Annotated in this window: 19 protein-coding genes; 9 read left to right on the top strand and 10 right to left on the bottom strand. The window is 37.2% G+C overall.

The window, feature by feature from the left end:
- Positions 1–108 precede the first annotated feature (108 nt).
- Complete coding sequence (locus tag AC4BHP_RS05825; RefSeq protein WP_066103759.1) at positions 109–1,242, top strand: DUF2515 family protein; 1,134 nt, start codon at positions 109–111, stop codon at positions 1,240–1,242.
- A gap of 106 nt (positions 1,243–1,348) precedes the next feature.
- On the opposite strand, the gene AC4BHP_RS05820 is transcribed toward AC4BHP_RS05825, so the two are convergent.
- Positions 1,349–2,539, bottom strand: coding sequence for a mechanosensitive ion channel family protein (locus AC4BHP_RS05820; RefSeq protein WP_254654698.1), 1,191 nt, complete (start codon positions 2,537–2,539; stop codon positions 1,349–1,351).
- Positions 2,540–2,740: 201 nt separating this feature from the next.
- On the opposite strand from AC4BHP_RS05820, the gene ilvD reads away from it, so the two are divergent.
- The 3 genes from ilvD (at position 2,741) to AC4BHP_RS05805 (ending at position 6,465) form a co-directional block, all read left to right on the top strand.
- Positions 2,741–4,429, top strand: a complete 1,689-nt coding sequence (gene ilvD / locus AC4BHP_RS05815) for a dihydroxy-acid dehydratase (RefSeq protein WP_490551676.1) — start codon at positions 2,741–2,743, stop codon at positions 4,427–4,429.
- 276 nt (positions 4,430–4,705) lie between these two features.
- Positions 4,706–5,749 carry an ArsR/SmtB family transcription factor gene (locus tag AC4BHP_RS05810; protein ID WP_066103758.1) on the top strand — a complete coding sequence of 348 codons (1,044 nt, stop codon included), beginning with the start codon at positions 4,706–4,708 and terminating at the stop codon, positions 5,747–5,749.
- Entirely contained in the window at positions 5,746–6,465 is a 720-nt protein-coding gene (locus AC4BHP_RS05805; RefSeq protein ID WP_490551590.1) for an MFS transporter, read from the top strand. Before AC4BHP_RS05810 ends, AC4BHP_RS05805 begins: the two co-directional genes overlap by 4 nt.
- Here the strand turns inward: AC4BHP_RS05805 and AC4BHP_RS05800 are convergent.
- Complete coding sequence (locus AC4BHP_RS05800; protein ID WP_490551588.1) at positions 6,422–7,027, bottom strand: class I SAM-dependent methyltransferase; 606 nt, start codon at positions 7,025–7,027, stop codon at positions 6,422–6,424. The genes AC4BHP_RS05805 and AC4BHP_RS05800 overlap by 44 nt on opposite strands.
- Before the next feature lie 178 nt (positions 7,028–7,205).
- The gene (locus tag AC4BHP_RS05795; protein ID WP_490551585.1) at positions 7,206–8,078 is read right to left on the bottom strand and encodes a glycoside hydrolase family 73 protein; all 873 of its coding nucleotides are present in this window, start codon (positions 8,076–8,078) and stop codon (positions 7,206–7,208) included.
- Between the two features lie 594 nt (positions 8,079–8,672).
- Here AC4BHP_RS05795 and AC4BHP_RS05790 point away from each other — a divergent pair.
- From AC4BHP_RS05790 to AC4BHP_RS05775, 4 genes are read left to right on the top strand one after another with little or no spacing between them, the layout of a single operon-like run.
- Positions 8,673–9,875 (top strand): iron-containing alcohol dehydrogenase, encoded by a 1,203-nt coding sequence (locus AC4BHP_RS05790; protein ID WP_490551584.1) that lies wholly within the window; start codon positions 8,673–8,675, stop codon positions 9,873–9,875.
- An 11-nt stretch (positions 9,876–9,886) separates the two neighbouring features.
- Entirely contained in the window at positions 9,887–11,635 is a 1,749-nt protein-coding gene (locus AC4BHP_RS05785) for a thiamine pyrophosphate-binding protein (RefSeq protein WP_066103749.1), read from the top strand.
- Between the two features lies 1 nt (position 11,636).
- Positions 11,637–12,572 (top strand): bile acid:sodium symporter family protein, encoded by a 936-nt coding sequence (locus AC4BHP_RS05780; RefSeq protein WP_140461476.1) that lies wholly within the window; start codon positions 11,637–11,639, stop codon positions 12,570–12,572.
- Entirely contained in the window at positions 12,569–13,573 is a 1,005-nt protein-coding gene (locus AC4BHP_RS05775; protein ID WP_140461477.1) for an SDR family oxidoreductase, read from the top strand. Before AC4BHP_RS05780 ends, AC4BHP_RS05775 begins: the two co-directional genes overlap by 4 nt.
- 307 nt (positions 13,574–13,880) lie before the next feature.
- Here the strand turns inward: AC4BHP_RS05775 and AC4BHP_RS05770 are convergent, their stop codons facing one another.
- The 3 genes from AC4BHP_RS05770 to AC4BHP_RS05760 form a co-directional block, all read right to left on the bottom strand.
- On the bottom strand, positions 13,881–14,708 hold the full coding sequence (locus AC4BHP_RS05770) for a hypothetical protein (RefSeq protein WP_140461478.1): 828 nt from the start codon (positions 14,706–14,708) through the stop codon (positions 13,881–13,883).
- 184 nt (positions 14,709–14,892) lie between these two features.
- A complete protein-coding gene (locus AC4BHP_RS05765; RefSeq protein WP_139891914.1) occupies positions 14,893–15,177 on the bottom strand; it encodes a hypothetical protein in 285 nt (94 codons plus the stop codon).
- 319 nt (positions 15,178–15,496) lie between these two features.
- Positions 15,497–15,874 carry a PH domain-containing protein gene (locus AC4BHP_RS05760; protein WP_139891913.1) on the bottom strand — a complete coding sequence of 126 codons (378 nt, stop codon included), beginning with the start codon at positions 15,872–15,874 and terminating at the stop codon, positions 15,497–15,499.
- Between the two features lie 248 nt (positions 15,875–16,122).
- Here AC4BHP_RS05760 and AC4BHP_RS05755 point away from each other — a divergent pair, with 248 nt between their 5' ends.
- The gene (locus tag AC4BHP_RS05755) at positions 16,123–16,422 is read left to right on the top strand and encodes a TIGR04104 family putative zinc finger protein (protein WP_139891912.1); all 300 of its coding nucleotides are present in this window, start codon (positions 16,123–16,125) and stop codon (positions 16,420–16,422) included.
- A gap of 44 nt (positions 16,423–16,466) precedes the next feature.
- Here AC4BHP_RS05755 and AC4BHP_RS05750 read toward each other — a convergent pair whose 3' ends face one another.
- The 4 genes from AC4BHP_RS05750 to AC4BHP_RS05735 are packed head-to-tail and all read right to left on the bottom strand — an operon-like array spanning position 16,467 to position 24,231.
- Positions 16,467–20,930, bottom strand: a complete 4,464-nt coding sequence (locus AC4BHP_RS05750; RefSeq protein WP_490551583.1) for a coiled-coil domain-containing protein — start codon at positions 20,928–20,930, stop codon at positions 16,467–16,469.
- Positions 20,908–21,654, bottom strand: coding sequence for a DUF6063 family protein (locus AC4BHP_RS05745; protein ID WP_490551582.1), 747 nt, complete (start codon positions 21,652–21,654; stop codon positions 20,908–20,910). Before AC4BHP_RS05745 ends, AC4BHP_RS05750 begins: the two co-directional genes overlap by 23 nt.
- Complete coding sequence (locus AC4BHP_RS05740) at positions 21,647–23,167, bottom strand: hypothetical protein (protein WP_262365964.1); 1,521 nt, start codon at positions 23,165–23,167, stop codon at positions 21,647–21,649. The genes AC4BHP_RS05745 and AC4BHP_RS05740 overlap by 8 nt, the downstream gene beginning before the upstream one ends.
- Positions 23,158–24,231, bottom strand: a complete 1,074-nt coding sequence (locus tag AC4BHP_RS05735) for a Wadjet anti-phage system protein JetD domain-containing protein (RefSeq protein WP_490551581.1) — start codon at positions 24,229–24,231, stop codon at positions 23,158–23,160. The genes AC4BHP_RS05740 and AC4BHP_RS05735 overlap by 10 nt, the downstream gene beginning before the upstream one ends.
- Between the last annotated feature and the right edge of the window lie 154 nt (positions 24,232–24,385).

Genomic DNA, 24,385 nt, shown 5'->3' with positions numbered 1-24,385 from the left:
CCAAGCGGCAATCGTCTATCTTAACGCTTTATGCATGTGTATAAACCGAATTTTCAAAGAATAAAATAGAGCACCTTTAATTATTTTTTATTAGAAGGAGATATATTTATGTCCTTTCCCTGGTTTAAAAAGAAAAAAACAGAACTATCCGGAACATTAACTGAAATGAAAAAGATGCTTGATCAAAAAAAGAAAGTAATATACAAAATGACGCATGAAGATGAAATGATTTTAAGAATGATACGTGAAAAAACAAGCTTAGCCAATCAGAATAATATTACCAGGACTAAAGCCTATCTTTCTTTTTATCAAAACCATCCAGAGATCCATTGGTCATTTCTTGCCCATATGGTTTCCAGAAATGCCGGATGGAATATGACTGACTTAAAGGGTACTTGTTTATCAAGATTGCTGGAGAAAAAGGAAGCTGAAACATTCTTTTTGTTTTTAGAACGGGGCAATTGGTTGATTTTTAATGATGCCTATCCTCAATTACTCATGTATGAAGAATCACTTAAATACGGTCGGAATCTCGCCTACTTATTGCCTCATTTATTTGTTTCAGCGTATATGCAAACTGTTTGGACTTACTTTTGGCAATATAAAGATTCAGCTCTTCTAACGGTGGCACTTATCATAAATGAACAAAACCATTTAGAAGAAACACTCATAAAAGAACCCAATATCCATAATCAGGTCCTTGTAAAACCTGAATTTTCTCTACAAGATCATTTATCAATGAATCAAATTTTATTTCCTTATTTGAAAAATAATACGAAGATCAGTTTTGCGGGTAAAACGATCCATCACTTTGAACAGCTCGATAGCCGGATTCAAATTGGAAAGGATTTGTATACGTGTTTATTTAATGATAGAAGTTTGAAGAAAATTGAACAATGGGCATTAAATACGCCGCATACAGGCTCAAGAAAGGATTATTGGCCGCATCTTTTTAATGATATAAATGAAGAATTTCCAGGAAAAAAGTATAAAGTTCGTTTAAGAGAATGCAGGCTGCTATCTGGATCTCCTCACTTTTATAGCCCTTCACTCTCATATGTATGGAAAGATGTATCGCACTCGCCACCTCAATATACAGAATGGTATAAGGATTCAACGATTGTAAAGGAAATGGTTCTGAGTATGAATCAAACTATTGAAAATGTAGAAGTTGATTATTGTAAAACACTGGAGAAATTGGAGATGGCTTGTGTGGCAAAGAATGTATTCCCTCTTTTTTAAATATGGTTAATATCTAAGGTTTTCTAGCACTGTTATAGTGAATACTCTTTATAAAAGAAATATACCACTATGAATCACTTAATTCACAGTGGTATATTAAAATGATTTAATTTGATCTTTCTTTTATTAATGAAAACTCAGGATCAACAGAAACTTTTTGCATAGGCACTGCCAAAGATATTCCCTCTTTTTCTAACAGCTGCATGATACTTAAATTGATTTGATGTTTAATTTGGACATGTTCTTCCCAGGCAGTAGTATTGGTAAAGAAATAAACTAGTATTTTTATATAATGATCTTTAAATTGATCGAAGGCTACGACAATGGTGTCCTGATGAACACCTTGATGTGAGCGCAGCAAATGTTTAATTTCCTCTATTAGATTATCAAGTTGATCTGTCTCCCTTTGGTAGGCGACGTCCAAATGAAAATCGATTTTTCGTTTTCCCATTCGACTCCAGTTCGTGATTGCATCGCTGGCCAGCGTAGCATTAGGTACAGTCACTAACGCCTGGCTGAATGTACGAACCTTTGTACTTCTAAAGTTTATATCCTCCACAGTTCCTTCAACATTAGATGTTAAAATCCAATCACCGATAGAAAAAGGTTTTTCTGTGACGATTACAATTCCGCCAATTAAATTACCAACAGCGTCTTTAGCTGCTAAGGCAAAAGCTAAACCACCCAAACCAAGACCGGCTACCAATCCATTTACGTCATAATCAAATTCTTGACCGATAATACTAATGCTGATGGCTACGATAATCACTCTCATGGCTCTGGATATAAAGGGAATGAGGATCAAATCGATTTTTTGATTCATTTTCTCATTAATATTTAATAAAATACCTTGTGAAGGTGAGGACAAATTAAATAATCCCCAGGTAATCAAAAAGATAATCATCGAACGCAATAATTTTAAGAAAAAAGGATTATGTTGATTGATGAATGGAAAGTACTTTACCCCTATGTACAGACCAATGATAATAAACAGCCAACTGATCGGTTTTTCAAAGCTTTTAAAAACTTGAATAAATAAATCATTTGGCTTATCCTCTCTCAATTTTAATATCAACTGAAAGACATACTTCGTAACTAGCTTCCTAAAAAGGATGAATAGCAAAACAATCCCTAATGCAATCCCAGTGTTAACCCATTTCTCATAGTCTCCTTCATATAAAGTGACCATTAACTTGTAATCTAACAAACGATCAAATCCTTTCTGTCTTGATTGAAGTTCTACTACCAAGTCAGAATTTTTATCCATATTATGAAACGTCATGTAAGTAATACGCATTATTTTACCCTGATTTTCAATAAAATGAAAATAATGTGTCTTCAAACGAAGAGAGTTTCAACAAGTATGAAAGTTACATCAGCAATTTACGATATTTATATAAAAAATATAATTCTTTTCCAATTATGATAGGATATTACTTCATTTAATGTTAAAATGTTGAATAATTCTAAATATACAGATAAATTTACCTAATTGGAGATGATTGTCATGACTGAAATGCGTAGTAATATGATAAAAAAAGGAATAGATCGCGCTCCACATAGAAGCTTACTGAGAGCGGCTGGTGTAAGTGAAGAGGATTTTGGAAAACCATTCATCGCGGTTTGCAATTCCTATATTGACATCGTTCCTGGTCATGTACATCTGCAGGAATTCGGAAAGATTGTAAAGGAAGCAATCCGTGAAGCGGGTGGGGTTCCGTTTGAATTCAATACTATTGGTGTCGATGATGGGATTGCTATGGGCCATATCGGCATGCGTTATTCTTTGCCGAGTCGTGAAATTATTGCGGATTCTATTGAAACAGTCGTATCAGCGCATTGGTTTGATGGAATGGTTTGTATTCCAAACTGTGACAAAATCACACCTGGTATGATGATGGCTGCTCTTCGTGTCAATATCCCAACTATTTTCGTCAGTGGCGGACCAATGAAAGCTGGTAAAGATAAAGATGGCAACTCCCTCTCCCTCACTTCCGTTTTTGAAGGTGTCGGTGCCTATCAATCCGGACAAATTGATGAAGAGCGACTGCAGGAGCTTGAACAGGTCGCCTGTCCAACATGCGGTTCATGTTCCGGAATGTTCACCGCGAACTCAATGAATTGCTTAGCGGAAGGCTTAGGTTTAGCTTTACCTGGTAACGGGACAATCCTTGCCGTTGCAGAGGAAAGAAAGGATTTTGTCAGACAATCAGCCAAACAGCTGATGCAGCTCATTAAAACAGACATTAAACCGCGTGATATCGTGACCATCGATACGATTGATAATGCATTTGCTCTTGACATGGCCATGGGTGGTTCAACGAATACAGTCCTTCATACTCTCGCATTGGCTCATGAAGCTGGATTCGAATACCCGATGGAGCGTATTAATGAGATTGCCAGCCGAGTCCCCCACTTGGCAAAAATAGCGCCGGCATCTGATTATCATATTGAGGATGTACATAATGCCGGTGGTGTCAGTGCTATTATTAATGAATTGCTGAAAAAGCCGGGTGCTTTAAACGGAGAATGTATAACTGTCTCTGGCCAAACATTGAGAGAAAACGTGCTGGGCTGTGAGATTTTAGATTATGATGTAATTCGTCCTTTAAGCAATCCACATTCTGAACGTGGCGGCTTGGCTGTACTGTTTGGCAATCTTGCACCAAATGGTTCAATTATTAAAGTTGGAGCGGTCGATCCCGAAGTTGGCGGCTATCACAGAGGCCCTGCTATTTGTTTCGATTCTCAGGAGGATGCTTTATCAGGTATTATTACCGGCAAAGTAAAAGAAGGAGATGTAGTCGTCATTCGTTATGAAGGCCCAAAAGGCGGTCCTGGTATGCCGGAAATGCTCGCTCCTACCTCGCAAATTGTCGGAAGAGGATTGGGCGCAAAAGTAGGCTTAATTACAGACGGACGTTTTTCGGGTGCCTCAAGAGGAATCAGCATTGGCCACATATCACCTGAAGCTGCTGAAGGCGGTCCCATTGCCTTTGTTGAAAATGACGATATCATTGAACTTGATATGAATAAACGAACCATTCAACTGGAAATTTCAGACGAGGAATTTGAACTCCGCAGAGCGAATTGGAAAGGTTTTGAGCCAAAGGTAAAGACAGGCTATCTGGCACGATATTCGAAACTCGTCACTTCCGCCAGTACAGGTGGAGTTATGAAAATCTAATGACTAAGGGATGTAAACAACTGTTTACATCCCTTTTTACATGTTGTTTATTCCGGTGAATGCTGAAACTGTATTGGTTCATGCAAGTTCACTAGTGGTAATCATATAACCGAATTGGTCATCAAGGAAGTCTATTTTCCTACTAGCGGCAACTCGAAATAACACATATTTAAATCGATTAATTAAGAGGAAAATAATTTTATTTTCCAAATATATTGAATATATAATTCAACTAATTTAGAATCTGAATATAATCCAAAAAATGGAGGGGATTAAATGCAGGATCTTTATTCGTTTGAATCGATAGAATCGCTATCTATGCAAGTAGAATCTTCACCAGTTTGGGAAGTTATCCTTGGTATTGCTGGCTATACTCATGAAAAGATGCGGCATACTTTTGAGCAGGAAGCAATATGGTCCTCTTGGGAAAACAAGTTGCCAATATCTCTTTCTAAGGATTTAAAAGAAATCGAAGATACAAACCTTTGGTATGGACTGATAATGCTGCAAGCAAAATTTTCTTCATCTTCTATTCAGGAGTTTCGTGATGCTTTGGCTGATATTTCGCCAAATACTTTTTACGAAACCGTTCTTCCATATAAAAATCGAGTCTGTGAAGAAGCACGTAAAAATACAGCGATTAATTATAAGGAAAAGCATTTGTTTACTGAGTATAGTAAACATTTTTCAGAGCATGATTATTTGGGAGACTACGTTCTTAATCTTGGTAAATATCAATTCAAAGAAATATGTGTCCTCTATCAAACCATTATAAATGGATGGTATCAATGGGTAAGAAGCTTCGAGGAATGGAATAAATGGTTAAAAGCACTGGAATTTGAAGAAAAACAGCATCAATCATTGGAAGAAAAGAATCCCACCGAGATCATTGAGCAAATAAGCGGCCGAGCGAATTATATACCGGAACCTTCCGTATGGTCTGTAAAGATGGTCCCTCATGTTTCTTATCGGCCATGGATACTGGAAATTCGAACAGTAGATACCAAACTGATCTTCTATCCAGTTAAAGAAGACTATTTTAGGCAATCAAATGTACCTTCACAGGAATTAATTGCTGGCCATAAAGCGCTTGGGGATGAGCTCCGCTTAAAGCTGCTTCATCAATTGATTAAAGGTCCAAGGTCCCTGCAGGAATTAAGCGTCCAATTTTTAATTTCAAAGACAACTCTGCATCATCAGCTTTCCATTTTAAAATCGGCCAAATTTATTCGTGCGGATAAAGGAATCTATTCAATCAATGCTGCTCAGCTTAAAGATTTTTCAACTAAGCTATTTCATTATTTGGGTAATCCTTTATGAAAAATTATTCAAAATCGTTTAAAGCTCTTTGGATTGGAGAAATTGTTTCTGAATTAGGCGGAGCAGCTGGTGGAATTGTAAATGGATTACTACTGTATGAATTGACTGGTTCGAAAGAATGGATGGGTATACTTTGGTTGATTTATTTTATCCCTTCGTTAATTTTACAATGTATTAGCTCTCCATTTTTAAATTACATGGTTAAAGAAAGACTTTTGCGTAATATACAACTGATTCGCTCATTCGCTTATTTACTTCCTTTATTGGGTTTTATTCTGGTCTATGGCGCTATTATTGGTTTATTCATATTGCAATGCTTACTGGGTTTAATGCAGCCTATTTACGCAAGTCTCTCTTTCTCCCTTCTGCCGGAGCTTTGTGAAGAAAAGGAACTGGTAAATGCCAATGCATTATTGGACGGCACACTTCGTCTTATGAGCTTTCTCGCACCGGGAGCTGCCTCCTTATTTTTATTATTCATCCCCATTCACTTCATCTATGTCTTTTCTGCAATCATGTTCTTAATAAGCTTTCTATCTCTTAAACGACTGCCAGATAATCCCAAACAGGCCGTATCTCCATGGACAAAGCGATTTTGGTGGAAAGAGATGAAGGAAGGGTACAAAATATTTTTTCAATATCCAGGTCTTTTCCGATTGACCCTCCTCTCTTCTACCGTTCAATTTGGTGAATCTCTAAATGGAATTTTGAGTTAGTTAGTACTTCTTCATGACTTTTAATCGGATGGGTATAGGTAGTCTTTCCAGCTTTTCGATCAGTTCCATACCATTTCTCTATAATTTCATTCAATCTTACCTGCCATGTTGTAAGTGGTTGATTTGGATCATAATTATCGATAATAGCAACTCCTCCGCCTTCCGTAATGATTGGAAAAAGTTCCTCTAAAATCGTTGGTCTGTCCATCCAATAAAAGGCTTTAGCGATAGTCACGAGGCTATATTGTTCATTATGTAGATCCTTATATTGATTTAGAGTCCCATTAAACAATTGAATTTGCCCTATTCTTATCTCTTGATGTAGACGTTTAGCTTCTTCAATCATTTCTGGTTCAGTATCAATCCCAACGATTATTTTACACCAATCAGAAAATCTGATTGTGAGGTGTCCTGTTCCACATCCAAGATCCAGGAGGTTCTGCTCTCCATTTAAAGAGAATTTCTCTACTAGAAATCTAATTAGTTCAGAAGGATACATAGGTCTGTATTTTGAATAATACATAACAGATCCCTTAAACAATTCGTCTCCATACGTATTCAAATGATCACCAACCAATCTTTACATTAAATAATTACTTAAGTCACTTTTACAGTTACCATTTATTTTAGCAAACCTCATTTGAAAAAGTTGGAAATTTAATTCTATGCAGTTAATCCAAAATCACCTATTAAGAATAAAAAACAAGCGTATGTGCAAAAGTAGACACATACGCTTGTTTTTATAATTTATCTGACGTGACATTGCTATCAATTAGCTGTAATTGATATTGCTGAATAATATCAGTTAACATTTTACTGTATATCTTTTCGCCTTTTTCATTCTCAGCCGTACTGTAGCCGGCATCTTCCAATGCTTGAGCCTGTTCCATATAGGTGTTAGCCTCAAAAAGGCCATGCTTTTCATAACGTTGATTTTCTTTAAGAAATGCACCATGATCATCGATTGACTCATCAATCGAATTATAGGCTCTGAAATAACTTTTCGTTTTTTGATTATGAAATTCCGTTGTGTCCATGCTTGCAACAGCCCCATCCCAGTTATGGCCTTTAATGCCAAATAGGTTATTATACTTCTGAGATAGTCCTGATTTCCCCCATTCAGATTCCAGGATAGCCTGCGCAATTGTGATGGAAGGCAATATACCATATTCCTTATAATTATCTACAGCGGCACTTTCAATTTCAGCAATAAATTCATATTGATTGCTTTTATTACCTTTTTTAAATGAATCCAAGTAGGTTATATAGGATTTCACCTGAGATTTCTGTTCATCTGTATATTTTAAAGTATCCATTACTTCTTCAATATTTTTAAGCTTATATTTGTTTCCTTCTTTTTCGATAAACAGATTAGTGGTTTGTTCGATATTATAAGGTTCTACAGTGTCTATATTATATTCAATAGCTGCAATAGCTGCGACGTTTTGCCAGTTGGCCTGGACTTTACCTTTACTTGAGTCATCCACTATTGACTGGATTTCCTTCATTCGATCATTCGTAATAAAAGTCTTTTGCTCAGTCGGGGACATTTTCCAAAGAACAAATATCATAATCGCAATCATTGCGAAGAATACTAACTTTAAAGGTTTCATTTGATTTTCTCCTTTTGACAATTCGACATTTAACCGGAAGAAAGTCAGGATTAGCAGTAGATAACTACTATAAACGTTATCTAGTACGTTATCAAATTATATTGTATCAAATTGAGAAAAACTTTAAATGAAAATTACTTCAATAATATGTAATGTTTGGTAGTTTGTATATTGATATAAATAAGGAACAAAAGTGATTGGTAAAATAGGAAAAGAACCAAAGAAAGATTCATTTTTCCACCAAGGAAAATTTTAAACAAAGCTATTGTTAGCGAAATGCTAATGATATAACTTACTCCTTCGATTATGATATGAAGCAAGTTTTCTGTTTTAAACTTACTGCAGTAATTGTCCCAGTAACAATTAACGTTTTTTTCTCTATTGAATTAAAGGAATATCAATGATATTTACTTGAAAAAAATATGACATAGTTTATTTCATCCTAAAATATTATCTTGTTATCAAAATCAAATAATTTAAATTTTCTGAATTAATATTGCTTTTGAAGTTTCAAGTCTTTATAATCTTCCTTAGATATAATAATAGAAACCTATCTGCACGCATTAATGTAAGCGTATACATCAAGCTGAAGGAGTGATCTTTATCGAATCTATTTTAAAACCTGCCATAATCTTGACAGGCGGGTTTAGTGGAATACAGCTTATGGAGACAATTCGAAAGCTGCAAATCAAGAAAGCTTTTATCATGATTTCAGTAAAGCTTTACAAAGATGCGAAAACGCATCTCTTCTCAAGACTTGAAAAAGAAGGGATATCATTTCAGCTCTATATTTGCGACAAAGGAGAACCAACCTTCAGTCAGGTGAGAAAAATCACCCATACAGCTCTCTCAGAAAGCTGTGATGGTGTCGTGGCAATCGGTGGTGGCAGTGTGATTGATCTCGCTAAGGCTGTTTCAGTCTTTGCCATTAATTCAGAGCATACTTTACTTACCATCCAGCAAGAATCCATAATTGAACGTCTTCCCTTGATTGTCATACCAACCACAGCTGGTTCAGGATCAGAAGCAACAAAAGTTATGGTCATTACTGACGATGAAACTGGCATTAAACGCAATCCCTCTCATCCAAGTTTTGTACCGGATGCGGCCATATTAGATTCCTATTGGACCAAGAAATTACCTCCGGCCATCTCCGCATATACAGGATTAGACGCACTTACACATGCAATGGAAGCTTATGTTTCAACAAAAGCAACCGAATTAACAGACTACTATGCTCTTCAAGCCTTCAAGAAAATCACCAACGCCCTTCCAAACGTTTACATAAAAACAAATAACCAACAAGCCTATGATGATATACTTATCGGCAGTTTTTATGCTGGAATAGCATTCTCTAATTCATCAACTAATTTAGCACACGCCACAGGCAGAGCCTTAGGGACAAAATATAAAATCCCCCATGGTTTAAGTGTTGCACTCCTACATCCATTTGTAATTGACTTCGGAATTGAAGATGCAGAAGACCGTTATGCAGAACTGGCCGTTGCTATTGGATACAATCCCAATGAAAGCAAATCCGCCCTGGCAAGAAAAATACTTAAACTGATCTATCAATATAATGAGCAGTTTAACATTTGGGAGACAGGCAGACCATACATCCCAACGGAACAAATGTGTTCCTCACAGATAAAGGAATTAACGGCGCTCACTCTTTGCGGCAATGGTATTGACACAAACCGCAGGATTCCAACCCAAGAGGATATTGAAAAGATTTTCCATCAATTATTTCAAGTATTAAACCCTGATTTGATTCATCAATATAATCGTAATGATTAAGGAGGAATATTATGGCTGAAATGAGTGGCGGCGAAGTCATTGCAAAAATGTTAAGCCTTGAGAATGTTGAAAAATTATTTGGCATCATTGATGGAACTTATTTTGGATTTTATTCAAACTTACAGAACCATGGTATTGAATTGATTTCTCCACGTCATGAGACTAGCGCAGCCCACATGGCTGGAGCCTATGCCAGATTAACTGGTAAGCTTGGAGTTTGCATGGCCAGCAATGGGCCGGGAGTAGCCAATATCCTTCCTGGACTAGTTGTCGAGCAGGCAGAAGGTAACCGGGTGCTTGTGATTACCAGTGCCAGGCGGACCGGCATCATGTACCCAGACCGTGGAGGTACCTATCAATGCTTTGATCAGACAGCCGTGATTGGCCAGATTGCGAAATGGAGCGAAGCAGTTCCTTCATTCGATAGGATTCCAGAAATGCTCCGCACCGCCTTAAGAAAATGTTTCGAAGGACGCCCAGGAGTCGTTCATCTTGATATACCGGAAAATATTCTCAATACGAAAGTGAAATGTGACCTTTCATTTTGGAGGGCTAGCCAATATCGTGTAACCCAGCCACCTGAACCAAATAAACAACAATTAGATGAAACGGTTGAACTGCTTATATCAGCTAAATTTCCTGTTATTCATGCTGGCAGTGGAGTCATTCATGCACGCGCCTTCAATGAGCTTGAGAAGGTTGCGGAATTATTACAATCGATGATTACAACAAGTTGGGCAGGACGCGGCGCTATTTCAGAGAATAACCGCCTTATGCTACCAATGGTTCATATTGAAGCTAATAACAAGGTTCGCAATGAAGCAGATGTGCTTTTAGTGCTAGGCTCAAGGATAGGAGAAACAGATTGGTGGGGAAAAGCACCTTACTGGAACAATAACCAAAAGGTAATTCAAGTCGATTTAGATCCTTCTATTCTCGGTGCAAATAAGCCAACTGAGGTCAGCATACTCTCAGATGTAAAAATCTTTTTAGAAAAATTATATCAACGACTTCTTCCCTTCAAGGATCAATTGAACTACCTTCAGCGCGAAGCATTGCTATCCAAATACCTTGAAGATAAGCAAAAGCACAGGGATAAGCTTAACGAACATCTAAATGATCATGCCACTCCGATGAACTCAGCTCATATTCCTGCTATATGCAGTGAGGTATTTCCAAAAGAATCACCACTTGTTATTGATGGCGGAAATACAGCCATCTGGACAAATTTCTATTATAAGGTTAGAGAACCGGGAACAGTCATTTCGACATTTAAATTCGGGATGCTCGGGGCAGGTGTCGGTCAGGCGCTCGGCGCAGCTGCTGCTAAGCCAGATGTACCTGTCTGCTGCATCATTGGAGATGGAGCAATGGGCTTTCATCCACAAGAGATTGAAACAGCGGTGCGGAATGGCTTGCATATTATCTATATCGTTCTTTGCGACCGTCAATGGGGAATGGTAAAAATTAATCAGCATATAGCCATGAAGCCAATTAAGACCTTAATCAAGAAAACCCTCAGCCCTGAAGAAAGCATTAATACAGACCTGGGCAATATCAATTTTCAACAGTTAGCTGAAAGCATGGGTGCACATGGGGAATATGCCAATAATCCAACTGAATTCCGCGAGGCCCTTGAGCGTTCAATCCGAAGCGGGATTTGTTCGGTTATTCATGCTGATGTAGATCCAGTCAAGCATATGTGGGCACCAGGCTTAAAATATTTTAAAGAAATGCATGCTGAACCAAGGGGTAAATAGCATGAATATCGATGATATCCAATTAAATTTCAACGCAACTTCACTGACAATTATGAATATCTTAATCGGGTTTATCATGTTTGGGGTCGCTTTGGACTTAAAATTGGCAGATTTTAAGCAAAGTGTTAAAAACCCAAAACCGGCTATAATCGGGCTGTGTTGTCAATTCGTCTTGCTTCCGGCATTTACGTATCTACTCGTTCTTATCATACAGCCAAGACCAAGTATCGCTCTAGGATTATTTTTGGTAGCTGCTTGTCCGGGCGGCAATTTATCTAACTTCTTGACCTACTTAGCTAAAGGTAATACCCCATTATCCATCAGCATGTCGGCTATTTCAACCGTACTGGCTATTTTTATGACTCCCTTTAACACCTTGCTTTGGGGTTCTCTTTATGGACCAACAGATAGTTTGCTCAAATCCTTTACTATCAGTCCGCAAGACTTGCTAGTGACAATCTTTCTAATGCTCGGGTTACCGCTTGCTATCGGGATGTATATCAATCATAAATATCCGGAAAAAGCCCAGCAAATCAACAAATGGGCGAAAAAAGCTTCTATTGTTTTCTTCCTAGGCTTTGTCATCGTTTCACTGGCAGCAAATTTTAAATATTTTATTGAGTTCATTGGGATGGTTGCGATCATTGTATTTATTCATAATTTACTTGCCATAGTCATTGGTTACACCACTTCCTCGCTGTTAAGGCTTCCGATTGCTGATCGTCGGGCCATCTCGATTGAGGTCGGGATCCAAAACTCAGGACTAGGACTTGTTTTGATCTTTAATTTCTTTGACGGACTAGGTGGTATGGCCATAGTAGCTGCCTGGTGGGCAATCTGGCATATTATATCTGGGCTTACCATTGCTACTTATTGGTCAAAGCGGCCACCTCATAAAGAAACCGTCCAAGAATCAGCCAGGAGTGTGAAAACATGAATGTACTCATAACAGGCGCGGCAGGTTATTTAGGAAGCCTTCTTGTCCAACGACTATCTGTGGCAGAAAAAAACGGGAAACCTATTCACATTATCGCTACTGATATTCAAGAAAAGCCTATATTTTATTCCGACACTACCATAGAATATGTACAGCTCGATATCCGCTCAGAGGATGTACATAAGGTTATGGCCACATATCGTATCGATACGGTCGTCCACCTGGCTTCTATCGTTACACCAGGAAAAAAGAGCAACCGTGAACTGGAATATTCCGTTGATGTTCTCGGTACAGAAAATATTCTAAAGGCTTGCGTCAGCAATGGCGTGAAACGTCTTATCGTCTCCTCAAGCGGTGCTGCATATGGCTATCATCCAGACAATCCTGATTGGATTACAGAAGATGTGCCGATTCGGGGCAACAAGGAGTTTGCATATTCCTATCACAAAAGGTTGGTTGAACAGTTATTAGCTCAATATCGTCAAACTCACCCAGAGCTGGAACAGGTCATTTTCCGAATAGGTACCATCCTTGGCGAGACAGTGAACAACCAAATCACCGCACTCTTCGAAAAGAAAGCATTAATCGGCATCTCTCGATCTGATAGCCCATTCGTCTTTATTTGGGATCATGATGTCGCTTGCTGTCTCGAACGGGCCGTTACAGGTGATGTGACAGGAATCTTTAATATTGCTGGTGATGGTAAGCTAACAATCGATGAACTTGCCTATATATTATACAAGCCAGTCATACGGATCCCTGCATTAGTCGTAAAATGGGCTCTTTATATCTTAAAACGATTATCCCTAACTCAATATGGAGAGGAACAGGTTAACTTCCTTCGCTATCGACCTGTTCTTGATAACACTAAAGTGAAAAACATTTTTGGATATACTCCAACTTATACAACAAGAGAAGTATTTGAATACTATCTGAAGCACAATGCTAAAATGAAAAGTCAACGTCATCAGTACCGAATTGATGAAAAATCCTTCAATTAACGTATTTATTTCATTATAATTCGGTAACCTTAATTGATAATTTACAAATAGGAGCAGATGCCAAAAGTTCCAAGATAAGTCAAGATGATTACATCTTAGTGCTAAGTACTAAACTTAAAGCCAGGTTCGCCAATTGAAATTACTTGTAATTATCTCGACTAAAATGAATATAGGGAACAAGACGTGTATCAGTTCTTAAATAAGGGTGGCCATACGTTTGTTACTAGCCTTTTGGGTTCTATAACTAAAAGGCGTTGTTTTATTTAATAACAGTTTTCCTAAAAAAAAATTTCTCTTCGTGTCCTACTTAAGTTTCAAATAAAGTCCCATTTAACGCTTGTATATATCGCTCAGCAGATTTTTGAACGGCTTGTTTGGCATCCTTCTGAATGATACGATGAAAAGCGTTGTAAATCCGGTCAAAGTTCATTTTGGCTACTTTATCGGCTATGTCCATTACTTTTTTAGCAGGCAAGGGAATCAGATTGGGATAACTATACATAAAACTAACCCATTTACGATCAGCCACCACCTGAATAATATCTCCTGTCAACAAAATTCCTTTATGATGATTTCCTTTATTCCATTCAAGGACAGCGCCACCTTTAAAATGGCCACCTAATCTGTGAAGGATTAATCCTTCAGACAACTTTAAAGATTCTCCTGACCAAAATACAATTTTTTCACTTTTTCTTAATACCCACTCCTGGTCGTCTTCGTGTATATAGATTGGGATATCAAAGGCTTCAGCCCATTCTATCTGACTGGAATAGTAATGAGGATGTGACAATGCAATTGCATGTAAGCCACCCTTTTTTTTAATTTTATCGACGGTTAATTGGTCAATATAAGTAATACAGTCCCATAACAATGTAAAATTATCGCTTTGAACGATGTATGCTGTCTGACCGATACCTACATCTGGTTCTGTTTTCATACTGTACAAATCTTTTTCTTCATACTTTATTTCATTTTTAAATTGTTTTGAAGATACCATCTCTTCCATTGTTGTCCACTGCTGCCCATTACGATTAATATACTGTCTTTCCTCACTGCAAATTAAACATTTCACCGGTGGGTCATTTAAGCAGTCCGTTTGTGTCCCGCAAGTTGTACAAATGTAAAGTGTACTCATTTTTATATCACCATCCCTTTAAATTGGTTCAGTTGTTTATGTGTTAAGTATATTAATTACCAAGAATTTTTACGTCCTGACAAAGGATGATATGATCTACAACTTAAGTCGCAAGTACTCCTGTATTTGTTAGATAAATAGAAGAGACCAGTTTCTATTTAACTGGTCCCCGTTCATTTGTTTCTTATTTAATTAGTGTCTTCTGAGCCCTAAAAAACTCAGTAAATGCAGCATTGATTTCCTTCGTTACTCTGAACTTAGATTTGCATCCAGTACAGCTATAACGGAAACCGCCTTTTTTAACATCCAAAAAGCCTATGAACATAAATATCGGGATTAAATACCAACCCGGCATTGGAATGCAGCACGCAATTAAAATAGCCAAAAACATCATATCTGAGACTGTAATTAGTTTTTTCACTTGATTTCCTTGGCATTTTCCGCATTTTACAATTTGTTGATCATTCATTATAATTCCTCCCTTTCATAATAATGAAAGCGCTTTAATAATTAGAATTAGGCAAAAATATTTAGTTCAGTTTGGTAAAACGTATTCATATCGTTCACAATTTAGACACATATTATAATATTCGTCACAAATTTATAATGTCCTTCATTATTTACAATTTATACAAAAAAAGATTATTTATTAGTATGGTTTTTTATGATTATATGAAGCAAAAAGACTACGGATTGTATTTGTTATGATGGGATTAGGTAAGAGGAACAATAAAAAAAGGGAGAGCGTTTTAAAACGCCCTCCCATTATTAATTGATTATTTTTTTATTTATCCACAAACATAATACGCAAGCAATTTTTGAACATCTTCAATGCTATTGCCTTTTTTGAATGTCTTAGTTATCGGCATGTCTGCTCCAGATAACCAAATTTTAAGCTCAGCATCCAAATCAAATGTTCCCGCTGTTTCTGTACTGAAATGAGTGATACTTTTGTAAGGAATGGAATGATACTCGATTTTTTTCCCCGTCATTCCTTGTATGTCTACAAGAATAAGTCTGTTGCCCGTAAAAACAATCATATCCCTGATTAACTTGTAAGCTTGTTGAACTTCTTCACCTGGAAACAATACTTCTTTTAAAGATTTGGATACTTCATCCTTACTTACTGTTGAAGAATTACCCATTAACCCATCCAAAATTCCCATCTATGTATCCTCCTTTATATTTCTGAATACTTAAATTATACCTTACAAATGATTTTATATAAAATGGAATTAAATACTATAATATATTTGTACAAGTGTTCGACAAAAAAGATACAGGTTCTGTATTTATATGAAAGATATGAATTTACAAATAGGATGCTTGGTGGATGTAGTTCCATCTTTATTTCCATACCCCACTCCATTTTTTTATTAGAGATTTAAGGATATTCATTAAAGGAGGAATTACAGTGCCAACTTGTCAAAACTGCGGCAGCAAATGGTCATGGAATGATTCATTTAAAAAATTAGCATCATTCCGCAAAAATATGAAATGTAATGATTGTGGAGCTAATCAATACCAAAGCATGTATTCAAGAAAAATCACATCTATTGTAGTATTATTTCCGCTGATAACAATTCCTATTACGGTACTGTTTAATTTATCTTTAACTTTTGTCATAATCATCGAATTAGTGTTGATGCTTGTTGTTTTATTATCAATGCCTCTTTTTTTACAATTGACTGATAAAGAAGAGCCGTTATGGTAAAAAAGGAGACTGCTTAGAATTTCAGCAGTCTCCTTGTCTTCTATTTAACTTTCTAAAACTTCCTCTTCCTGATAAATTCGATAGGCAGGTACCACTGTATCTGTCACAATCTCTTTACCATTTTCACGGACAAAATCAAGTTTATAATAAGAGTCAAAGCGCTGGCTGATCTCTGTTTTCACCAATTCAGGCGGTGTAACAACGATTAATTGGAATTTCAGTTTTTCTGCCACCGCAAAAATTGGATCAAGGACGTGCGCTGATGCCGCCTGACCAAATGGATTATCACATACTAATGATACCCAGCTGTTATCTGCTTCACTCTTAACCGATAGGAGCATCATCATCATGACCATCCGCGCAGATAATTTTTGGCCGCCGCTTCCGTCTGACTTCGTCTTAGAACCTTGGTTAATGGTTTTCCAGGTTGAGTAATGTTCCTTCTGAGGTCGTCCATACATGAACGCGTTATCTGTACGCATATTATAAACAAGCAACTCAGGGAAACGATTGCGAAGAGAAACAAATAGTATTTGTTCATCACTGATTAATTGTTTGATTTCAACCTCTAGCGCTTTATTATGGTCATCAATTGTCTCGAATTGCTTCGTGATTTTATCAATTGCCATAACGAAATGCTGCTTTAAAAGTGGCTCCACCTCTTCCGCATTTTTAGGCAATAGATCTTCCTTCAATTGGACCAGCGGGAATGTCCCACGCTCATTTTTGATTTTCATTTTCGCAATCATGGAACGTATAGCATCGGACATACTCATAACCTTCATACTCGCACGACTTGCCCAGAAATCCTGCGCCTTTTCAGCTCGTTCTTTATCACGGTCCAATTGCTCCAAACCGCTTCTTGAAAATCGTTTCATATTCGAAATAATGGTTTCAATATGAGCGTAATGGCGCGTATCCATGTGATCAAATGAGGTCAAAACTTCATTTTTAAAACGAATCTCCCAATCTTTATCCTCAATCGTCAGCTTTAGCTTACGAAGCGATTGTTCAAGCTTGGCATGTTTAACCTGTTTTTCTTCAAGGAAGTTTTGGTGAGCTTCACACCAGGCTAATATACACGATTTTCCTTGATTTTTGATTCTCTCCACGACCTCATCTGTATAAGGTACTGGATTTTCCTTGAGGATTACGGATAATGTTAATTGGTCTCCCTCATATCCATTAATACGTTCGTTTGTCTCTTTCAACTTCTTCTCAGTCTGATCCAATTGTTTTTTGGTTAATTTAGTTCGGTCTTTAATTTCTACCTCTTTAACATCCAGATCCTGATCTTCCCATTTTTCCGGCTCTTGTCCATGCTTGCTTAGCTTTTTCTGTGCTTTTTTCGCTTGTTCATTTGCCAGATTAAGAGAGGTTTCCGCAACGGTTACTTCCTTATCCTGCTTACGCTCCTCTTTATCTGCTTCTTTCGCTTCTTTTTGAGCAGTTTGCTGCAAACCCTCTAATATACTGATAGGTTCATCAGGTACAGGTCTTTCTCTCCAATCTTCATGTTGCTTTGCTAGCTTCTTCTCCAATTTAGACTTCTGAGACATTTCGGCTTCTTTCTGAGCTTTTAATGTAAGTAATTCCTGTGCCTGTTCTTCCTTGGAGCGCTGCAAGAGTTTTAATTCATTCAATTGCCCCATGATCTTATCTAATATATGCAGGGATAAGCTTGGTACTTCATCGTTACCCTCCATTTTTTCCGCTGGTGGAAATGAAGCGGAATGAACAAATTGCACGATTTCCTTAATACTCTGGTCGATTGCCAATTTCCATTCCAAATAGGTTTGATTCCATTGAGCACTTCTATCGTTCAGCTCATCTAAATCCTTGGCAATCTCAGCCTGTTGTGCAATAAGAGTAGCTTTATGCACTTCTTTAGCTTCAAGTAATTGTTTATGTTCGTCATATTTTTCTTTTTCCAGAATAAATGCTTCCAATGCATCTACATGTTTTCCACATTCCTCGATTCTCACTACCTTTTGATTGAGTTGTTCACGTAATTGAGCATGTAATTCTTTTTCTTTATCGAGGATTTGAACAGTTCGTTTTAATTCCGTATCAGCCTTGGATATTTCCTTTTCTTCCTGTTCAATGAATTTGGCAATATCTACACATAGATCTGTATCCGTCATTCTGTTTAATTCGTTATATAAACGGCGAAGAGATCGCTCTGATTTTCCAAGCTCGTCTAAAACATCTTTTTTCTCTTCGATTTTCTTGGAAATTGCTACCTTCCATTTCATAAATTCATTACGGTTTGTGATTAGTTCATGTTCCTCACCGTGCAAAACAACAAAAGAAGATACCGGAGTACCATTCATCTCTTCTCTCAAATATACAGGTACCGGGCTTTTAAATAGCCTTCCCTGTAAAAGATGATGATTGATCTTTTCCCATTGATTCCGGCTTACGACTAACCCAAACGGTAAAAGAGGATAGGACTCCAGATGATGAAGACGTTCATCTTCATCCAATGATTGCAGGTACTGTGTCCCATAGAATACATCTATTCCTGTTTTTTCATCAATCCACTCTTTAAACTCTTTTAGATCCTGATTAGCAATCCAAAAATTCTCATCGTTTAAATAATGGTCTAGCTGACTCTCCCACAGTTCTTTTTTAACCTGTTCACTCTCTTCCTGATTCTGTGTTAATTGACCTTCAATTCCGGCAGCGTATTTGGATAATAGAGCATGGGTCAAGGATGGTGAGACATCATCCAAAACTAATTTCATCCGTTCTAAAATAGAGGATTCTTTTAAATCCTGCTTTTGGTATGCCTCTTTCCAATTATCTCGTTTGGAGTTCAGATGTTTCAGTGACTCACGTAATGTTCCTAAGGAACCAGACAGTTCATTTTGAAACTCCTGTGTTTGTTGATCCTTATCCTGCAGTTGTTTTAACTCTTCCTGAAGCTGAATTAGATTTTGTTTAAAATGACTGATTAATCCAGATAAATCATATGTGATGCGGTCACCAAATTGGGTGGACATATCCTTTGATTTCACTTCAAAAGATTGTAGCTCATCCTGAATGGAAAGAATTTCCGCACTTAATTTAGCAATTTCAATCGTCTTTTGTTTATCATGACTACTTGATTCTTTAATCCGTTTAGTCAGATACTTTTTATAAGCATGGTACTGGTTATTGGATTGGGCAATATCTAGATTGGCCTTTTCCCATTCCGCTGTAACCTCGGCTTTAATTTCTTCCATTCGTTGATTCACTTGTTCTAATCCACTGTTTTGTTCAAGTTTACTCATTTGGTCAGTCAGATTAAGAATCGTATTTTCAAATTCACTCCATTCCTTTAATAACAAGGAGAAAGTGAATTCGTCCCTTATTGCTTGTTTTTCAGCGACAACTTCCTTCAACTGTTCGTGTTTCTCTTTGTTTTTCTGAAGCTGCTCTTCCCATTTACGTACATCCTGATGGGCCTTGGCATACTCCAAATTATCTTTTTCAAAGCGTAGGACAGACAGTTGCTTTGTTAATTGTTCAATCTCTGTTTCTAGTGAGATCAATTCTTCTTTTTCTTGTTTAATGACATGCTCCAAAGCACCGAGGAGCTGCTGGCCTTCCTTCGTACTTGCTTGTACAATTTCTTCATGCTCTACACCAATTCTGACATGATCTTCAAAAGGAACTATATCCTCTAAAAATTCCTTGTGGGCTTGTTCTCTTTTAAGTAAAACCGGCAAATCCTTTGCGATACTGGCCTGGCTTTTAAAGATTTCGATTAGGTCATTCTTTTGAGCTTCAGCTTTATTTAATACCTGGCTGACCGTCGGGATAATTCTCTTTTGAAAAAGGGAATGATCATCCTCCGCCCCTTCGAAATATTTACCAACTCCGCCTTCATCCCTATTAATCTCTTTCATAATGTCCCAATCTTTTCGATTAATGCCATATGTATCAAGAATGCGGTAATGTTTTTTTGTGTCTCGATAAACATCGAATCCATTCCATTTAAAATAATCCTTCAGTTCTTCCGGATCAGCAACTTGCCCATTCTCGTATAGAGGAATATGCTCTAATGCTACATCCTCTTTACGATCAAATTCTCTGGCATAAAAAGTGATATTAGGAACAATCTTGGCTTCTCGCTCATCTGAACCCGTTTCCTCATTGAGATCCTCATCCAGCAGTTTCTTTTGCTCAGCAGAGAACATACCACCAGTCACTAAATGGCGCCCGTCAGAACCATCCAGTTCCCATTCGATTAATATGTGGAAAGTATACGGTGCAAATTGTTCCTTTTTATTAAAGAAAAATTGTTGGTAAAAACGATTATTTTGTTTGCCCCATGCTGTACCCGGTTTGAGTACCTGAAAGATGGATTGCAGGAAAACCCCTTTTCCACCACCATTCATCATCGCGATTAATCCGTTTGTTGATGTTTGTTCATTGTGAAAATCAAAGGTTGTGTCCTTATATTGCTTTTGCATCCCGTCATATTTCAGTCCGACGATTCTAATGCGATGGATTTTCGGCATGCTCCTGTTCCTCCGTTCTCATAAGTTCCTTCATTTGTTCATAACGGTCATAATCATGGTAAAGGAATTCAATCCGTTCAAATAACTCCAATTTAGGAACAGCTTTTGGTATATCATCTTTGTCCAAAATCACAATCAGCCCTTCAGTTTCGAGCAGTCTCATAGCGCTCGTAATCAGTCCGATACGCGTGCGCCTGTTCCCTTTCTTTGTACCGAAATCATCCGTTTCTATGACCATATGGACCCATGTAGTCACGATATCCGGCATATCAATGGCTTGTTCCTCGCCAAAGGATGGGTCCTCCTTTAACATTCGATTCCAGTTTGTAATCAGTTCATTAACCTGGCGTTCCAATGCATAATAGGTTATCCCTTCACGCTTTGTCCGAATTCTGGCTGCCTGATTCTTATCCACCATAGCCAAAAAAGCCATTAGGATGACACTCATTAAATTAAAATACTTCTTATTTTCTATTTGTTTATGCTTATCCTTCATATGGGTAAAATTAGTCGCAAAGACTGACCCTGCCGGCTGTACAACTAAATGGATACGTTTAGGCGATTCTATAATATAGGTTCCGGATTCATCTGCTAGTAATAGGACAGTTTGTCTGACTTCCGGCTCATAGTAGGTTTGAAAATGCTCGCTCGTTTCATCAATTACTTTTTCTTTTAATAAAGTAAAGTACACATGCGAAGCTTTTTTTATAATCTCATTATTCATTTATTCTTAGTTCCTCCCGGACACAAATTTTAAATGGTGTCATTTTGGTCCCATACCAATAGATTGGATCTGATCGATGATCAAACTCCGTATAAATATGACGGCCTTCCAATGATAAAAATTGTGGATATTCATTCATTAATCGATGAAGGAGGATTTCACGTTCATCCGTCAATGTTTCCAATTTCCTTGTCGGAGACATGATTTGGAGAGGTTTTTTATCAAACAACATCCATAAATCAATCGTTTCACTTTCTTCAAACCATTGATCCTGTACTTCCATAGGCATATCTGCTAAATCCGCTAATGAAAATTCTCCATATTGCTGTAAATACTCAAATACATATTTCCATGCTTTAATAACAGAGGACCAATCTGTTACTCGCTTGATTAATTCTTCTTCTTCATCCTCATCTTGATTCGTATCTTCTATTTGGAGAGTATGCGCCGATTCCTGTTCCATCCAAATCCAGTCCAATGGGAGAATAAATTCATTTTTGGGTGAAAACAACGGTCCAATAATTTGATCAATCAAATCGAAATCCTTAATTCCCTCTTTCATTAACCAGTTTTCATAAATATGCTCCCGGAATGAAACAAGGCTGTTTTCCCAAAATAGAGAAGGATTTTCTGCTTTTAATTTCATCTCATATGAAATATTTTGAATAACCAGCTTTGCAAACCGGTCATGAAGCTGTCTGGTATGTTCAATTTTTTCATGGAGAAGAATTAATTCTTTTTGAACCAATCCATTTTCTTCCGTACGTTTCGCTTTTTCAATCATAGACGAGATGGTACGGAAATGATTTTTCTCCTCCTCAAATTGTTCTTCAATCTCCCACCTGTTTTCCTCTCTCTGGTGTTCTTGCTCCAGGAGAAGAATTTTCGGGTTGTTCATCATCTCTTTCTGAAAGGAATATTCCTTTGTCATTAAACGATTCACTCTCGAAATGAGGTGATCTAAATTCCGTGTCGCTTTTTTGAAGTTACCATTTTTAATCAGCTGCATACTGTATAGCTGTTCAATCGTAATGGAGAACTCTTCCGCCATTTCCCGACTCATAAAAATCATTTCTTGTGCAACATCAGTTAATTTATAAACGATGGATCCACCCATCTCCAGGTTTGTATACAGTTCATCCATCATCACATAACGAAAGGTTTGAGTATCCCATACCTGTCTCGTTTCATCAAAATATAAGGATTCAAATGGCTTGCTGTATTCTTCCTTCCCCTGAAATAAGAGACCATTCGTAATTCTTTCTATTTGCTTTTCATCAGCCGTCAGCTTCATTTGTTTAATGCTGTCCTCAACCATATGTAAAATGTCGGTTTTTCTACGGCCATCATCATCATTTAATTCACGATAGAACATGGTCAGTAGAACTTGCATTAATATAGTCTGTATATAGGGCTTGAGTTCACCGATTTCCATTCCTTTTCCCAATTCGAACAAAGGATTCAATCGTTTCATCCTTTGAGAAAAGCCTTCCCACGATTCGTTCACATCCATCTCCTCCACGTTTCAATCGTTAAAACCTCTTGCGGAATTCGGTTTTTGGCAGCCCATAATTCATTTAAGCTGTTTTGCTCCTCTTCCGTGAACCAGGAAAAGAATCGTTCCCTGTGTATTTCATTACGTACCTGTCCTGTCTCCGAATTTGCCTGATCCATGCAGTCAAGCATTTTGCGGTAGATTTTTAAAGCAGGCTGAATGGTGCATTCTTGATATTTATCTATCAATCTCATACAAATGCTGTAGCCCTCTGCATCTAAGTCACCTACATAATAAAATAAATAGGAGGAATCCTTCGGGAAAAGTTTAAAGAAGAAGGAGAAGCTCCTTTCTATCTTTTTACCTTCACCATAAATAATCAGTTCCGGTTCGTAATCTAATATTTCTTCTTCCAGCAATTGAACGCAAGTATGGAAGAATGATAGATTTTCTACTATTAATACTCGTTTAATATCCGCTATCTGAACACCCGGCTTTAACCAAAATACAAACGGTTCTCCAAACTTCATACTTTTTAATTCTTCCATCGAAACGCCAATTCTTTGTAGAAATCCCTTTCCCTCAGGGAATAGATCAGAGTCAGTCAGAAATTTTTCATGCCCGAAAAGCTCAAGGCTCCGCTCTTCCAGCGAAACAATTTGTCTATCCTGACTTGATTTTAGAAACGAATAAAGATTTTTCACCCTGAACCATTCATCTTCCGTTTGCCATTCCGGATGGTTTTCATAATAAGAAAAATCAAATCGATCATTCAGCTTAAGCATCTCAAGACGATTCCATTTAGTGATTTCTTTTTTGATATTAACCCAATAAAATAATGGCAAGGCTGGATGCCGGCCATTTGTTTGTTTATTTAGTATCGGTATAAGAATATTTTCTTCAACGAGTCTTTCGATAACATCGTGAAACAATGTATACCCATCCATATCAAAATAGTCTTCTATATGTATTCTTAATTGGCTTTCCAAGACATTTACATTTAATTTTTTCTTTTGCTGAGGATGCTGTATATCCTCTATAAATTGTCTAACTCTAACTTCAACCTTATTAATAACTGCCACCTTCTTCTTGCTTCAACTTACTTATAGGATTATATCAAAAAATAACCTATTTTCTCTTGGAGAATTTTGTCGATACGTATTATTATACACAAGATTTTCTGCTTTTCGGCTTATAAATAGGAAAAAAGATGGCTAACATGATAGTAATAAAGTA

Source organism: Pradoshia sp. Z4_20, assembly GCF_058216035.1.
This window is presented reverse-complemented; position numbering and strand designations above follow the sequence as displayed.

What these genes read in the sequence shown, in the direction of transcription:
- AC4BHP_RS05825 (WP_066103759.1), top strand. Translation starts at nt 109, where the DNA reads ATGTCCTTTCCCTGGTTTAAAAAGAAAAAAACAGAACTATCCGGAACA.
- AC4BHP_RS05820 (WP_254654698.1), bottom strand. Translation starts at nt 2,539, where the DNA reads ATGCGTATTACTTACATGACGTTTCATAATATGGATAAAAATTCTGAC.
- ilvD (WP_490551676.1), top strand. Translation starts at nt 2,741, where the DNA reads ATGATTGTCATGACTGAAATGCGTAGTAATATGATAAAAAAAGGAATA.
- AC4BHP_RS05810 (WP_066103758.1), top strand. Translation starts at nt 4,706, where the DNA reads ATGCAGGATCTTTATTCGTTTGAATCGATAGAATCGCTATCTATGCAA.
- AC4BHP_RS05805 (WP_490551590.1), top strand. Translation starts at nt 5,746, where the DNA reads ATGAAAAATTATTCAAAATCGTTTAAAGCTCTTTGGATTGGAGAAATT.
- AC4BHP_RS05795 (WP_490551585.1), bottom strand. Translation starts at nt 8,078, where the DNA reads ATGAAACCTTTAAAGTTAGTATTCTTCGCAATGATTGCGATTATGATA.
- AC4BHP_RS05785 (WP_066103749.1), top strand. Translation starts at nt 9,887, where the DNA reads ATGGCTGAAATGAGTGGCGGCGAAGTCATTGCAAAAATGTTAAGCCTT.
- AC4BHP_RS05780 (WP_140461476.1), top strand. Translation starts at nt 11,637, where the DNA reads ATGAATATCGATGATATCCAATTAAATTTCAACGCAACTTCACTGACA.
- AC4BHP_RS05775 (WP_140461477.1), top strand. Translation starts at nt 12,569, where the DNA reads ATGAATGTACTCATAACAGGCGCGGCAGGTTATTTAGGAAGCCTTCTT.
- AC4BHP_RS05770 (WP_140461478.1), bottom strand. Translation starts at nt 14,708, where the DNA reads ATGAGTACACTTTACATTTGTACAACTTGCGGGACACAAACGGACTGC.
- AC4BHP_RS05765 (WP_139891914.1), bottom strand. Translation starts at nt 15,177, where the DNA reads ATGAATGATCAACAAATTGTAAAATGCGGAAAATGCCAAGGAAATCAA.
- AC4BHP_RS05760 (WP_139891913.1), bottom strand. Translation starts at nt 15,874, where the DNA reads ATGGGAATTTTGGATGGGTTAATGGGTAATTCTTCAACAGTAAGTAAG.
- AC4BHP_RS05750 (WP_490551583.1), bottom strand. Translation starts at nt 20,930, where the DNA reads ATGCCGAAAATCCATCGCATTAGAATCGTCGGACTGAAATATGACGGG.
- AC4BHP_RS05745 (WP_490551582.1), bottom strand. Translation starts at nt 21,654, where the DNA reads ATGAATAATGAGATTATAAAAAAAGCTTCGCATGTGTACTTTACTTTA.
- AC4BHP_RS05740 (WP_262365964.1), bottom strand. Translation starts at nt 23,167, where the DNA reads ATGGATGTGAACGAATCGTGGGAAGGCTTTTCTCAAAGGATGAAACGA.